We start from the raw sequence: 14,646 nt of genomic DNA, 5'->3' as shown, positions 1-14,646 counted from the left end.
CCGCTGTCGGAGCACCGTGCCATGACCGCCCCCAAGCACACCGATCCCGCCACCACGGCAGAAGAACGCGCACGCGCCACCTGGGCCCTGTGGCGCGGCATGGCGGCCTGCACCCTCGCGGTGGGTCTGGCCACGGCCCTGCTGGCCGAGCTGATCCTGAATCCGGCGGCTGCGCGGGCGCCGGCCTACGCGAAGACTTCGCCCGGAGCCAGGTAGCGCCACTGCCCGGCGGGCAGGTTGCCCAGCAGCACCCGCCCGATGCGGATGCGCTTCAGGCCCACCACCTTCAGGCCCACCAGCTCGCACATGCGGCGGATCTGGCGCTTCTTGCCTTCGCGCAGCACAAAGCGCAGCTGATCCTCGTTCTCCCACTCGACCCGTGCGGGCTTGAGCGGCTTGCCGTCCAGCGCCAGACCGTGATTGAGCCGCGCCAGCTCGCGCGCCGGAAAGGCTTCGCGCGGCGAGCGGCCGCCCGTGCTGTGCCAGACCACGCGCACGAGGTATTCCTTCTCGATGTCGCTGTCCTCGCCGATCAGCTGCTTGGCCACACGACCGTCCTGGGTGAGCACCAGCAGGCCGGTGGAATCAATGTCCAGGCGCCCGGCTGGCACGAGGTGCTTGAGCTGGCGCGGGTGGAACTCGCGCGGGCTGCCGTCCTGCGCCCAGCGGCGCTCGGCCGTCACCAGCGTGTAGGCGGGCTCATAGCCGTCCTCGGCCTGGCCGCTCACATAGCCGATGGGCTTGTTGATCAGCACCGTGACCTGCTCGGCCTGCTGCTCGCGCGCGCCGCGCTCGATCGTGATCCTGTCGGCCGCAGTGACCTTCTGCCCGAGCTGCGCCACCTCGCCGTTCACGCGCACCCAGCCGCGCTCGATCCATTCGTCGGCCTCGCGGCGGCTGGCCAGACCCAGCTCGCTCATGCGCTTGGATACCCGCATGAGCTCCGGCCCGGTCTCTGTCGCCAGGCCGGTCGGGTTCGGCGCTGCGGCCGCTGTGCGCCGTGCGTTCGGCCCGGCCGCCAACCGAGGCGCCTGACCGGGGGCCGGCCGCGGCGCCGGGCGGGGCGCGGTGCTCGATGCGGCGCGCGTGCCGCCCGCAGGCCGGGGGGCGATGGTGAGCTTCTTCATGGGCACAAGGATAGAGCGTCATCCTTGACTGGCTGCGTACGCAAGCAGGCTTTCCGCTTGTCCCATGCGGCTTTCCAGCCATTTTGGCCTGAAGAGCCGCTCTGCAAGCCGATCTCACTTTTCGAATGCGGGCTGGTGTCCGCACCACCGGATAATCCGCGCCGTGCCCACCACCCTGAGCCTGAAGGTCAAGCCGCAAGCCCGCCAAAGCCGGCTCGAACAGCTTGCGGACGGCACATGGCTGGCCCAGGTGAAGGCGCCGCCCGTGGACGGCAAGGCCAACAAGGAAGTCATCGCCCTGGTGGCCGCGCACTTCGGTGTGCGCGCGGCGCAGGTGACGATCAAGAGCGGCGCGGGCGGGCGGATGAAGCTGGTGACGGTGGACGGCTGAATCGTCGCTGCCTAGCCCGCCCGGCGGATCTCGCAGCCACGCATCCGACGCGGATCGCCGGTCACTTCCAGCACACCAGCATCGATCAAGCGCGCGACCCGCTGGGCGAAGTAGGTGTCCGGTACGCCAGCGAAGCGGCCTTCGAAACTCAGCATCGCCCCGCCAACCACCCGCGCGAGCGTGCGCCACTGCGGGATGCAGAGTGCCAGGAGGGCAGCGTCGATATCGGCGAGATCGCTGGCACTCAGTGATGCAATCCGCTGCAGCTGTGCCTCTGTGGGCGGGCTGTCGAAATCACGGGCGTTGCTCATTCGAGTCAGGTGCGTTGGGTGGCTGCGGCGCGATTACACACCCGCGTCTGCGGCGGCGACACCTCGCAAGAACGCCACGAGTTCCGCATCGGCGCCCACCGCCTGCGCCAGACGCGCAGCCATCGCGCGGTCGCGGGCCTGGCCGACACCGGCCTGGACCTGCACCGCCTCGTCGCGCCAGCGCTTGAGATCCTTGTCCGGCAACAGACCCTTGAGCGCTTCGATCGCATAGCGGTTGCGTTTGGCCTGGATGCGGGCTTGGTGACGTTGCGCCTCTGAACTTGCCTCGTGCAGCATGCGTTGCATCTTGCGCCACCAGCGCTTGAGGCGATCACGCGCAAAGCGGTGCAGGGGCGCGGGCTCCGCCGGGGCCACGGCTTCCAACTGAGCAAGGTCGCGCGCGGCGCCATCGCTGTCGCGCGCCGCGGCCGGCTCGGCCGACGGCATGCACTCCACCCAACGCAACAGGGCCAGCAGACCACGCGAAGTCTGCGTGCTTTCGATCGCCGCCAGCAAGCGCTCGCGGGCCGCGCTGCGCTGTGCTTCGATGCTCTCGCGCAGGGTCGCCCAGCTCGCTTCATGCCGCGCCCGGGCGGCGGCATCGCCCTCCACCTCGACAAATGCGGGCGCCCAGCGCGGCAGGGTCTCGGTGGCGGCCACATCCAGATCGCGCATCTCGCCCAGCGCGGCGTGCAGCGCAGCCAGCGGCGTGCGATCCGGCATCGGCGCCACACCAACCAGCGCGGGGGCGAAGAACCTGGCGAGACTGCGAAAGCGCCGCCAACCCACACGGCATTGATGTACCAGCCGAGGATCGGCGCTCTGGGTGATGCGCAGCAGGTTGTCCAGGTGCTGGCCCAGCGCCTCGCGCAGCACACGCTGCGCTGCGGCTTGCGCTGTGAGCGCACGCTCCAGCTGCGGCGGTTTTGCGAGGATCGGCTCGACCGTCGTGCCCGTGCCTTGGGCCAGGCTGTAGCCACGTGCCGCCTTGCTCGCGCGCGCCGGCAGCACGGGCAGCACGGCGGCCACTTGTTCGGCCAGCGCAAACACCGCTTCCGCGCCACCCGCCTTCAGTTCGATCTCGATCTCGCAGATGGGCAGCCAGGGTTCGGCGGCGGCACCGGCCGTGATGCGGCCACGATCCAGCACCAGCTCAACCACGCTGCGGTCTGCGCGACGCACGGTCCAGGCGGTGCGGTCGAAGTCAGTACGAAACACCGGTGCGAGGTGCTCGAAGAGCGCACCCTCGGCGTCGAAGCGCCACCAGTCGGTGTCGGCCAATGCGTTTCGGCTCAACGCTTCGCCCGCGACGGGTCGCTCCCACTCGCTGCGTTGAGACAGGGCCTGCTCCTCGGTGGGCGCGAGCTTTAACGTCTGCAGCCAGGGGCTGGCCGCCTGGCCGGGCGCCAGATCCTTGCGCAGGCGCAGGGCGGCCCGGCGCTTCGCAAGGTCCAGCGTCGGGGTGTCGAAGTAGATATTGATCAGGCGCAGCTGCTGCGGGAGCCGCCGGCCGAGCAGGCGCTGCAGCACGCGATGGGCATCGAGACCCTGGGCTAGCGGCAAGGCGAGCTTGAGCTCCAGTTCCTGTGGTGTGGCGGGCGCAGCCGCATGTTCGGTTGAGCTTGATCGGACGGGCATGTTCACACGCTAGCCGCTTCGCGCGGCGCGATCTATCGCGCCGGCCTCAGGGTTGTCGCGCGGGCAGGCGCCCAGACCGATGCAGGGCCCCGCTTGTGTGGTGCGGTTCTCCAGCCACTTTGGCCTGAAAAGCCGCGCCGAACGGCCATCTAGTGGCGCAGGGGGCTTGCGCTGGCAGGCGCAAGCTCTTCACGCGGCGCCGGACAGGTCCGGCGAAACCCCGCGCTCAGCGCCGAACGGCCATCTAGTGGCGCAGGGAGCTTGCGCTGACAAGTGCAAGCTCTTCGCGCGGCGCCGATCTCGCTCGCCGCGTCGTCTCAGCGCGGCAGGTTCTGCGCGATGCGCCAAAGTACGCCGGAAGGGTCGAAGAGCACGAAGTCGCGCATGGCCCAGGGCTGGTCTTCGCAGGGGCCGACCTTCACCCCGAAGCGCTCGGCCACACCGCTGGCCACCACATGCCGGTGCCAGTCATCGACGTTCTCCACCAGCATGTGCATCTGGAAGTTGGCGGTGTGCGCAGGCTCGTGAAAGTTCTGCAGCAGGAAGGCGCAGTCGCCGTGGCGCACATAGGCCAGGTCGTTGTCGCTCCACGGGATGATGAAGCCCAGCGCCTCGTAGAAGGCCTTGGATTGCACAAAGTCCCTGGCCGGGACGAAGGCCTTGAATTCAACGGTGTTGAGGTTTATGGCTGCAGCTCCTTGTAGCCCAGTCAGCGCCGGAAGCGCGGATCGTCCTTGGGCTCGCGCGGGTCGGGTTCGAGGTCCAGCGGCTTGCGCTTGGCGGGTGCGCGCGTGGATACACGCGTTGGTGCGGTGGCGCGCTCCCCACCCTGCGTGCGCTCGCCCTCGGGCTGCGGCCGGGCCGACTTGCCCGGAGCCTTCTTCTCGCCGCCTTCGAGCACATGAGTAGCACCCCCGTCCTGACGCAGCAGTTCGACGAGCTTGGGCAGGGTCTGCACGAGCATGGTGCCCAGGGTGTAGGGCGGGTTGATGACGAACAGGCCGCTGCCGGTCATGGAGCTGCCGCCATCAGCCGCGCGACGCGGACCGGCTACGTGCAGCTGGGCATTGACCCACTTGGGCGCGACGCGCTGCAGGCGCGGCACGAGGTTGCGCGCCTCCGGGCGCGGCAGAACGGGGTACCAGACCATGATCGTGCAGGTGGGAAAGCGCTTGAGTGCGTCGGCCACCGTGTCGGCTACGCGGGCGTAATCGGCCTTGTCCTCGTAGCTGGGGTCGATCAGCACGAAGGCGCGGCGCGAGGGCGGTGGCAGAAAGGCCTTGAGGCCTGCAAAGCCGTCTGCGCGCTGGATCATGATCTGGCGCGGCGCGCCCACGCCCTTGAAGTTGCGGGCGAGCAGATCGATGTCGGTGGGGTGCAGCTCGAACAGGCGCAGCTTGTCCTCGGGCCGCAGGGCATTGAGCAGCAGCAGCGGCGAGCCGGGGTAGAAGCGCAGCGGCGCGTCCTGCGGCTTGGCATCGCCCTCCACGTTCAACGCACGCACGGCCTCCACGTAGCGGGCCAGCGGTGCGGGCAGGTGCTTGGCGCTCCAGAGCCTGGCGATGCCTTCAAGGTATTCACCGCTCTTTTGCGCGAAGGTGTCCTCCAGCGAATACGCGCCGGCGCCGGCGTGGGTGTCCACCACCATGAGCGGTGCGCCCTTTTCCGTGAGGTAGTTCACGACATGCAGCAGGGCCATGTGCTTGAGCACATCGGCGTGGTTGCCGGCATGAAAACCGTGGCGGTAGCTGAACATGGCGTGAGGCTTTCAGGTCAGTGATCGGGCGTCGGATAACGGAACCCGACCAGGCTTTCCGCTTGTCTGGTGCGCCTCTCCAGCCATTTTGACCTGAAGAAGCGCATGAATGCTTGTTCCACGTGTCCGGCTGCGGGACTCGGCCCAGTCCGCACCGACACGGGAAAGAAAAACGCCGCGCCCGTTTCCGAGCGCGGCGTGTTCAACAGCCAATGGCCGGGGCCCGATGCATCGCCTCGGGCGGGTGCGGCTTACTCGGCCGCGCCCTGGTCGGGCGTCGCGGCCTCGCCACCTTCGGCAGCCACTTCGGCGGTGTCGGTCGAGGGACCAAACACGCTTTCGATGGTCAGCGTTTCGTTGGCGGCCAGACGTTCGGCTTCCTCGGCCTTCTCGCGCTCCTTGCGGGCGAGGTGGTAGGCCAGACCGGTACCGGCCGGGATCAGACGGCCGACGATCACGTTTTCCTTCAGGCCACGCAGATCGTCCTTCTTGCCCATGATCGCGGCTTCGGTCAGCACGCGGGTGGTCTCCTGGAAGGAGGCCGCGGAGATGAACGAGTCGGTGGACAGGGAGGCCTTGGTGATGCCCAGCAGCACGTTTTCGTAGGTGGCCGGCGTCTTGCCTTCGGCGATTACGCGGTCGTTCTCGTTGAGAAGCTCCGAACGCTCGACCTGCTCACCGGGGATGAAGGTGGTGTCGCCTGCCGACAGCACCTGCACGCGGCGCAGCATCTGGCGCACGATCACTTCGATGTGCTTGTCGTTGATCTTTACGCCCTGCAGACGGTAGACGTCCTGCACCTCGTCGACGATGTAGCGGGCCAGGGCCTCGATACCCAGCAGACGCAGGATGTCCTGAGGATCGGCCGGACCGTCGACGATCAGTTCGCCCTTGTTCACCACCTGGCCTTCGTGCACCAGCACGTTCTTGTCCTTGGGGATCAGGAACTCGTGCGCGTTGCCGTCGAGGTCGGTGATGACCAGACGCTGCTTGCCCTTGGTTTCCTTGCCGAAGGTCACGGTACCCGTCACCTCGGCCAGCATGCCGGCATCCTTGGGCGAGCGGGCTTCGAAGAGCTCGGCCACACGCGGCAGACCGCCGGTGATGTCGCGGGTCTTCTGGCTTTCGGTCGGGATCTTGGCGAGCAGTTCGCCCGGCTTGATCTCCTGGCCATCCTTCACCGTGATGAGCGCGCCCACCGGGAAGGTGATGGTCACAGGGTGATCGGTGCCGGCCAGCGTGACTTCCTTGCCGGCTTCGTCCACGAGCTTGATCTGCGGACGCACCGCCTTGGTCGAACCGCGGCGCTTGGCGTCGATGACCACGAGCGTGGACAGGCCGGTGACTTCGTCCACCTGCTTGGCTACGGTCAGGCCTTCTTCGACGTTCTCGAACTTGGCGCGACCGGCGTACTCCGTGATGATCGGACGGGTCAGCGGATCCCAGGTGGCGAGGTTGGTGCCGGCGGTGATCTTCTTGCCGTCCATTACGGCCAGCGTGGCGCCGTACGGGATCTTGTGACGCTCGCGCTCGCGGCCTGCGTCGTCGGTGATGAGCACTTCGCCGGAGCGGGAGATCACGATCTGATCGCCCTTGGCGTTGGTCACGTAACGCATCGCCTGGAAGCGGACGGTACCGTTGGACTTGGCTTCGACGCCGGAGGCCACGGCAGCACGGGACGCTGCACCACCGATGTGGAAGGTGCGCATCGTCAGCTGCGTGCCGGGTTCGCCGATCGACTGCGCGGCGATCACACCCACAGCCTCACCGGAGTTCACCAGTGCACCGCGGCCCAGATCGCGGCCGTAGCACTTGGCGCACAGACCATGGCGGGTTTCGCAGGTCAGCGGGGTGCGGACCTTCACTTCGTCGATGCCCAGGGCCTCGATGCGCTCGACCGCATCTTCGTCCAGCAGATATCCGGCAGCGAAGAGCACGTCGCCCGTCTCGGGGTTGATGACGTCATTGACCAGCACGCGGCCGAGGATCCGGTCGGCGAGCTTTTCGATGACTTCACCACCCTCGACCAGGGCCTTCATGTTCACGCCGTTGATGGTGCCGCAGTCGTCCTCGGTCACCACCAGATCCTGCGTCACGTCCACCAGACGGCGGGTGAGATAGCCGGAGTTGGCGGTCTTCAGCGCCGTGTCGGCCAGACCCTTGCGGGCGCCGTGCGTGGAGATGAAGTACTGCAGCACGTTCAGGCCTTCACGGAAGTTCGCCGTGATCGGGGTCTCGATGATCGAGCCGTCGGGCTTTGCCATCAGGCCGCGCATGCCGGCCAGCTGGCGGATCTGCGCTGCGGAACCGCGGGCGCCGGAGTCGGCCATCATGTAGATGGAGTTGAAGGACTCCTGGCGGGTCTTGTTGCCGTGGCGATCGGTCACTTCTTCCGTGGCGAGCTGGTCCATCATGGCCTTGGAGACCTGGTCGCCTGCGCGGCCCCAGATGTCCACGACCTTGTTGTAGCGCTCGCCGGCGGTCACGAGACCGGAGGCGTACTGCTGGTCGATCTCCTTCACTTCCTTGGACGATGCAGCGACGATGTCGTGCTTGGCCTTCGGAATGAGCATGTCGCTCATGGCGATCGAGATGCCTGCGCGGGTGGCCAGCTTGAAGCCGTTCTGCATCAGCTGGTCGGCCAGCACCACGGTGGCGCGCAGGCCGCAGCGGCGGAAGGAGGCGTTGATCAGCTTGCTGATCTCCTTCTTCTTGAGCGGCTTGTTGATGTGGTCGAAGGACAGGCCGGCCGGCATGATCTCGGAGAGGATCGCGCGGCCGACGGTGGTTTCCACGCGGCGGATCTGCTCGCGGATCTCACCGGTGGCCTTGTCCTTGACCTGTTCCTTGATGCGCACAGTCACCTTGGAGGTGATCTCGACTTCGCCGGACTGCAGGGCGCGGTGCACTTCGCCGACGTCGGCGAAGAACATGCCCTCGCCCTTTCCGTTCACGCGGGCACGGGTCGTGTAGTACAGGCCGAGCACGATGTCCTGCGAGGGCACGATCGAGGGCTCGCCCGAGGCCGGGAAGATCACGTTGTTGGAGGCCAGCATCAGGGTGCGGGCTTCCATCTGCGCTTCGAGCGACAGCGGAACGTGCACGGCCATCTGGTCGCCGTCGAAGTCGGCGTTGAAGGCGGCGCAGACCAGCGGGTGCAGCTGGATAGCCTTGCCTTCGACCAGGGTCGGTTCGAAGGCCTGGATGCCCAGGCGGTGCAGGGTCGGGGCGCGGTTGAGCATCACGGGATGCTCGCGGATCACCTCCTCGAGGATGTCCCACACGACCGGTTCCTGGTTCTCGACGATCTTCTTGGCAGCCTTGATGGTCGTGGCCAGACCCATCGCCTCGAGGCGATTGAAGATGAACGGCTTGAACAACTCCAGGGCCATCAGCTTGGGCAGGCCGCACTGGTGCAGCTTGAGCGTCGGGCCCACCACGATCACGGAACGACCGGAGTAGTCCACGCGCTTGCCGAGCAGGTTCTGACGGAAGCGGCCGCCCTTGCCCTTGATCATGTCGGCCAAGGACTTGAGTGCGCGCTTGTTGGCGCCAGTCATGGCCTTGCCGCGGCGACCGTTGTCCAGCAGCGAGTCCACGGCTTCCTGCAGCATGCGCTTTTCGTTGCGCACGATGATTTCAGGGGCCTTGAGCTCGAGCAGACGCTTCAGACGGTTGTTGCGGTTGATGACGCGGCGATACAGATCGTTCAGATCCGAGGTCGCGAAGCGGCCACCGTCCAGCGGCACCAGCGGACGCAGTTCAGGCGGCAGCACGGGCAGCACTTCGAGCACCATGTGCTCGGGCTTGATGCCCGAACGCTGGAAGGCCTCGAGCACCTTCAGGCGCTTGGCGTATTTCTTGATCTTGGCTTCGGACGAGGTGGCGCCAAGCTCCTGGCGCAGGGTGTCCACCTGCTGGTCGATGTTGATCGACTTGAGCAGCTCGCGGATGCCTTCGGCGCCCATGATGGCGGTGAATTCGTCGCCGAATTCCTCGACCTTGGCGAGGTAGTCGTCCTCGGTCATGATCTGGCAGCGCTTGAGCGGCGTCATGCCCGGATCGATCACGACGAATGCTTCGAAGTACAGCACGCGCTCGATGTCGCGCAGGGTCATGTCCAAGACCATGCCCAGGCGGCTGGGCAGGGACTTCAGGAACCAGATGTGCGCGCAGGGTGCAGCCAGCTCGATGTGGCCCATGCGCTCGCGGCGCACCTTGGCCAGCGTGACTTCAACGCCGCACTTCTCGCAGATCACGCCGCGGTGCTTCAGGCGCTTGTACTTTCCGCACAGGCACTCATAGTCCTTGATCGGGCCGAAGATCTTGGCGCAGAACAGGCCATCGCGCTCCGGCTTGAAGGTGCGGTAGTTGATGGTCTCGGGCTTCTTGACCTCGCCGTAGGACCAGGAACGGATCTTCTCGGGCGAAGCGATGCCGATCTTGATGGCATCAAACTGCTCTTCAGCCTGAACTTGCTTGAATAGGTCGAGTAGGGCTTTCATCGTTTACTCCACTCCGAATCAGTTGCGTTCCAGGTCGATGTCGATACCGAGCGAGCGGATTTCCTTCACCAGCACATTGAAGGATTCCGGCATGCCGGCGTCGATGACGTGATCACCCTTGACGATGTTCTCGTACACCTTGGTACGGCCATTCACATCGTCGGACTTCACCGTCAGCATCTCCTGCAGCACGTAGGACGCGCCATAGGCCTCGAGGGCCCAGACTTCCATTTCGCCGAAGCGCTGGCCACCGAACTGCGCCTTGCCGCCCAGCGGCTGCTGCGTGACGAGGCTGTAGGGGCCGGTGGAACGAGCGTGCATCTTGTCGTCGACCAGGTGGTGCAGCTTCAGGATGTGCATGTAGCCCACGGTCACCGGACGCTCGAAGGCGTCGCCGGTGCGGCCGTCGAACAGGCGCACCTGGGTCTTGGTCGGCGTCATCTGTAGCTGGCCGGCAAGCTCGTCCGGGTAGGCGAGGTCCAGCATGGCCTTGATGTCCTCTTCGGCCGCGCCGTCGAACACCGGCGTGGCAAAGGGCACGCCCTTGCTGAGCTGCTTGGCCATGGCAATGACTTCGTCGTCCTTGAAGGACTTGAGGTCTTCCTTCTGGCCACGCTCGTTGTAGACCTTGTCAAGGAAGCCGCGCACTTCGGAGGCGCGGGCCTCTTTCTGCAGCATCTCGCCAATACGCTCGCCGATACCCTTGGCGGCCCAGCCGAGGTGAACCTCGAGCACTTGGCCCACGTTCATCCGTGAGGGCACGCCCAAGGGGTTGAGCACGATGTCGACGGGACGACCGTCGGCCATGTAGGGCATGTCTTCCACGGGCACGATCTTGGAGACCACACCCTTGTTGCCGTGACGGCCGGCCATCTTGTCGCCGGGCTGCAGGCGGCGCTTCACGGCCAGGTAGACCTTGACCATCTTGAGCACGCCCGGGGGCAACTCGTCACCCTGGGTGAGCTTCTTGCGCTTCTCTTCGAAGGCGAGATCGAACGCGTGGCGCTTTTGCTCCAGCGACTCCTTGGCGGCTTCGAGGGTGTTGGCTGCAGCATCGTCTTCCAGACGGATGTCGAACCAGTGGTACTTCTCCAGCTCGGCCAGGTATTCCTTGGTGAGCTTGGTGCCCTTGGCCAGCTTCTTGGGGCCGCCGGTGGCGATCTGGCCATTCAGCATCTTTTCCAGACGCTGGAAGGTATCAGCTTCGACGATGCGCAGCTGGTCGTTCAGATCCTGACGGAAGCGCTTGAGCTCATCATCGATGATCGACTGGGCGCGCTTGTCGCGCTGGATGCCTTCGCGGGTGAAGACCTGGACGTCGATCACCGTGCCGTTCATGCCCGAGGGCACGCGCAGGCTGGTGTCCTTCACGTCGCTGGCCTTTTCGCCGAAGATGGCGCGCAGCAGCTTTTCTTCCGGCGTCAGCGTGGTTTCGCCCTTGGGTGTCACCTTGCCCACGAGCACATCGCCGGCAGTGACTTCGGCGCCGATGTAGACGATGCCGGAGTCATCCAGACGGCCGAGCTGGTTCTCGGACAGGTTGCTGATGTCGCGGGTGATTTCCTCGGACCCCAGCTTGGTGTCCCGGGCCATCACGTTGAGTTCCTCGATGTGGATCGAGGTGTAGCGGTCATCGGCCACCACGCGCTCGGAGATCAGGATCGAGTCTTCGAAGTTGTAGCCGTTCCAGGGCATGAACGCGACGAGCATGTTCTGACCCAGAGCGAGCTCGCCAAGGTCGGTGCTGGCGCCGTCGGCGATCACGTCACCCTTGGCAATCTTGTCGCCCTTCTTGACGATGGGACGCTGGGTGATGTTCGTGTTCTGGTTGGAGCGGGTGAACTTGATGAGGTTGTAGATATCGACGCCAACTTCACCGGCGACGTTCTCATCGTCGTTCACGCGAACCACGATGCGGTTGGCATCCACGTAGTCCACCAGACCGCCGCGCAGGGCTTGTACGGTGGTACCGGAGTCCACGGCCACCGTGCGCTCGATCCCGGTACCAGCCAGCGGCTTCTCGGTACGCAGGCAGGGCACGGCCTGGCGTTGCATGTTGGCGCCCATCAGCGCACGGTTCGCGTCGTCGTGCTCAAGGAAGGGAATCAGCGAAGCAGCCACTGACACGATCTGGCCCGGGGCCACGTCCATGTACTGCACGCGCTCGGGTGCGGTCAGGATCGTTTCGCCGGCATCGCGGGCGGCCACGAGTTCGTCTGTGAACTCACCCTTCTCGTTCAGCGCAGCGTTGGCCTGGGCGATGATGTACTTGCCTTCTTCGATGGCCGAGAGGTAGTCCACCTGGTTGGTGACCTTGCCGTCGACAACCTTGCGATACGGCGTCTCGAGGAAGCCGTATTCGTTCAGGCGGGCATACAGCGCCATGGAGTTGATCAGGCCGATGTTCGGGCCTTCCGGTGTCTCGATCGGGCACACGCGGCCATAGTGCGTCACGTGCACGTCGCGCACTTCGAAGCCAGCGCGCTCACGCGTCAGACCACCCGGGCCCAGTGCGGAGACGCGACGCTTGTGCGTCACTTCCGACAGCGGGTTGGTCTGGTCCATGAACTGCGAGAGCTGGCTCGAGCCGAAGAACTCCTTGATCGCCGCCGAGATCGGCTTGGAGTTGATCAGGTCGTGCGGCATCAGGTTTTCGCTCTCGGCCTGGCCGAGGCGTTCCTTCACGGCGCGCTCGACGCGAGCCAGACCGGCGCGGAACTGGTTCTCGGCCAGTTCACCGACGCAACGCACGCGGCGGTTGCCCAGGTGGTCGATGTCATCGACCTGGCCCTTGCCGTTGCGCAGATCGACGAGGATCTTCATCGTGTCGAGGATGTCCTCGTTGGCCAGAACCATCGGGCCTTCCTGCGTGTCGCGGCCCAGGCGGGCGTTGACTTTCATGCGGCCCACGCGGGACAGGTCGTAGGTCTCTTCGCTGTAGAAGAGGCGGCCGAACAGGGTCTGGACGGCGTCTTCGGTCGGCGGCTCACCAGGGCGCATCATGCGGTAGATGGCTACGCGGGCGGTGAGCTCGTCGGCCGTTTCGTCCACGCGCAGGGTCTGGCTGATGTACGAGCCCTGATCGAGATCGTTCGTGTAGATCGTCTTGAATTCCTTGATGCCGCCCTCGCGGATCTTGGCCAGAACGGTCTCGGTGATCTCGTCATTGGCGCTAGCCACGATCTCGCCGGTTTCGGCGTTCACGAGGTTGGTTGCCAGCACCTTGCCGATCAGGAAGTCTTCCGGCACGGAGATGCGCTTCAGACCTGCGGCTTCGATGTCGCGGATGTGCTTGGCGTTGATGCGCTTGTCCTTCGGGACAATGACTTCGCCGTTCTTGCCGACGATGTCAAACCGTGCCACTTCACCCTTCATGCGCTCGGCCACCACTTCCATCATGGCGCCCGAGGGCATCACGCCGAAGTGATCGAACTTGAAGAAGTGCGCCAGGATGGTCTCCGGCGTCATGCCGATGGCCTTCAGCAGGATCGTTGCAGGCATCTTGCGACGACGGTCCACGCGGAAGAACAGAATGTCCTTGGCGTCGAACTCGAAGTCCAGCCACGAGCCGCGATAGGGGATCACGCGGGCGGAGAACAGCAGCTTGCCCGAGCTGTGGGTCTTGCCGCGATCGTGCTCGAAGAACACGCCCGGCGAGCGGTGCAACTGGCTGACGATGACACGCTCGGTGCCATTGATGATGAATGAGCCGGTGTCAGTCATGAGCGGCAGTTCGCCCATGTACACCTCTTGCTCCTTCATTTCCTTGACGGTGGGCTTGGCAGCCTCACGGTCGAGAATGACCAGACGCACCTTGGCGCGCACCGGCGCAGCATAGGTCAGACCGCGCTGCTGGCATTCCTTGACGTCGAACACCGGCGTGCCAAGCGTGTAGCTCACGAACTCCAGGCGTGCGAACTGGTTGTGCGAAACGATCGGGAAGATCGCATTGAACGCAGCCTGCAGGCCCTCACTCTTGCGCTTGGAGGCCGGTGCGTCCTCCTGGAGGAAGTGCTTGTAGGACGCAATCTGCGTCTCAAGCAGGAAGGGCACGTCGTGCACGGATTGGCGCTTGCCGAAGCTCTTGCGAATCCGCATCTTTTCGGTGAACGAATAGTGCGTGGATTGGGCCATGGTTTCCCGTCCGGTGTGAGAAATTCGAAGGAGAGCGACTCGACTGAACTCCCCTGCCGGAGCCGGCAGGCGATGAGCTTTGGCGGCGCGCCGCTACGCGCCACTGGCAGACAGCGAAACGTGCATTGCACACGTCAGCCCGGCCAAACCTCGGCTCTCTGCAGTCGATTCAGAGAACACTGGAAAGCACCCGAAAGTGCTTTCCGCTGATCTCTCGTGTGGGCCCGAGCGCTGCCGCTCGAGGCCGCACCACGGGGTCCGGCCGGCGTAGCGAGCGGGAGCTGATTTGGTTTGAAGCGCACAGCCGTAAGAGATGTACGGCGAGCACTGGAGAACCGAAGCAGCTCCGCGCAGCAGCCAGACGGGCCGCGTGATTACTTGATTTCGGCCTTGGCGCCAGCTTCTTCGAGCTTCTTCTTGGCGGCTTCGGCGTCAGCCTTGGCAACACCTTCCTTAACGGGCTTCGGAGCGCCATCGACGAGGTCCTTGGCTTCCTTCAGGCCCAGGCCCGTCAGTTCGCGCACGGCCTTGATGACGCCGACCTTGTTGGCACCAGCTTCGGACAGGATCACGTCGAATTCGGTCTTCTCTTCGGCAGCAGCAGCGGCACCGCCGCCAGCACCACCAGCGGCCGGGGCAGCCATGGCTGCAGCGGACACGCCAAACTTCTCTTCAATGGCCTTCACGAGGTCATTGAGTTCCATCACGGACATGCTGTCGAGAGCCGACAGGAATGCGTCTTTGTCGAATGCCATTTTGAATATTCCTTAACAGTATTGAGTTC

At 65.2% G+C, this 14,646-nt stretch carries 10 protein-coding genes; 2 read left to right on the top strand and 8 right to left on the bottom strand.

All coding sequences use genetic code 11. The annotated features are described in order from the left end of the window. Nucleotides 1–21 precede the first annotated feature (21 nt). A complete protein-coding gene (locus ACMDW7_RS01840; RefSeq protein ID WP_377306104.1) occupies nt 22–216 on the top strand; it encodes a hypothetical protein in 195 nt (64 codons plus the stop codon). On the opposite strand, the gene ACMDW7_RS01835 is transcribed toward ACMDW7_RS01840, so the two are convergent. Then, a complete protein-coding gene (locus tag ACMDW7_RS01835; RefSeq protein ID WP_377306106.1) occupies nt 186–1,127 on the bottom strand; it encodes a pseudouridine synthase in 942 nt (313 codons plus the stop codon). The genes ACMDW7_RS01840 and ACMDW7_RS01835 overlap by 31 nt on opposite strands. A gap of 163 nt (nt 1,128–1,290) precedes the next feature. On the opposite strand from ACMDW7_RS01835, the gene ACMDW7_RS01830 reads away from it, so the two are divergent. Then, nucleotides 1,291–1,518, top strand: coding sequence for a DUF167 domain-containing protein (locus ACMDW7_RS01830; RefSeq protein ID WP_377306108.1), 228 nt, complete (start codon nt 1,291–1,293; stop codon nt 1,516–1,518). 11 nt (nt 1,519–1,529) lie between these two features. Here ACMDW7_RS01830 and ACMDW7_RS01825 read toward each other — a convergent pair whose 3' ends face one another. From ACMDW7_RS01825 to rplL, 7 genes are all read right to left on the bottom strand, one after another. After that, nucleotides 1,530–1,829: a DUF3658 domain-containing protein gene (locus ACMDW7_RS01825; protein WP_377306110.1), complete on the bottom strand. Its 300-nt coding sequence runs from the start codon at nt 1,827–1,829 to the stop codon at nt 1,530–1,532. A 33-nt stretch (nt 1,830–1,862) separates the two neighbouring features. Beyond that, a complete protein-coding gene (locus tag ACMDW7_RS01820) occupies nt 1,863–3,467 on the bottom strand; it encodes a CHAD domain-containing protein (protein ID WP_377306112.1) in 1,605 nt (534 codons plus the stop codon). 317 nt (nt 3,468–3,784) lie between these two features. Further along, nucleotides 3,785–4,153 (bottom strand): VOC family protein, encoded by a 369-nt coding sequence (locus tag ACMDW7_RS01815; RefSeq protein ID WP_414859649.1) that lies wholly within the window; start codon nt 4,151–4,153, stop codon nt 3,785–3,787. A 23-nt stretch (nt 4,154–4,176) separates the two neighbouring features. Then, the gene (locus ACMDW7_RS01810) at nt 4,177–5,223 is read right to left on the bottom strand and encodes a 23S rRNA (adenine(2030)-N(6))-methyltransferase RlmJ (protein ID WP_377306114.1); all 1,047 of its coding nucleotides are present in this window, start codon (nt 5,221–5,223) and stop codon (nt 4,177–4,179) included. Between the two features lie 251 nt (nt 5,224–5,474). After that, nucleotides 5,475–9,728, bottom strand: coding sequence for a DNA-directed RNA polymerase subunit beta' (rpoC, locus tag ACMDW7_RS01805; protein WP_377306116.1), 4,254 nt, complete (start codon nt 9,726–9,728; stop codon nt 5,475–5,477). Between the two features lie 18 nt (nt 9,729–9,746). Continuing rightward, nucleotides 9,747–13,862, bottom strand: a complete 4,116-nt coding sequence (rpoB, locus tag ACMDW7_RS01800) for a DNA-directed RNA polymerase subunit beta (protein WP_377306118.1) — start codon at nt 13,860–13,862, stop codon at nt 9,747–9,749. Nucleotides 13,863–14,236: 374 nt separating this feature from the next. After that, nucleotides 14,237–14,617 carry a 50S ribosomal protein L7/L12 gene (gene rplL / locus ACMDW7_RS01795; RefSeq protein ID WP_377306120.1) on the bottom strand — a complete coding sequence of 127 codons (381 nt, stop codon included), beginning with the start codon at nt 14,615–14,617 and terminating at the stop codon, nt 14,237–14,239. Between the last annotated feature and the right edge of the window lie 29 nt (nt 14,618–14,646).

This window comes from Piscinibacterium candidicorallinum (genome assembly GCF_047549485.1).
Lineage (GTDB): Bacteria > Pseudomonadota > Gammaproteobacteria > Burkholderiales > Burkholderiaceae_C > Piscinibacterium > Piscinibacterium candidicorallinum.
The sequence above is the reverse complement of the archived record's forward strand: the minus strand, read 5'-3'. Positions and strand labels throughout refer to the sequence as shown.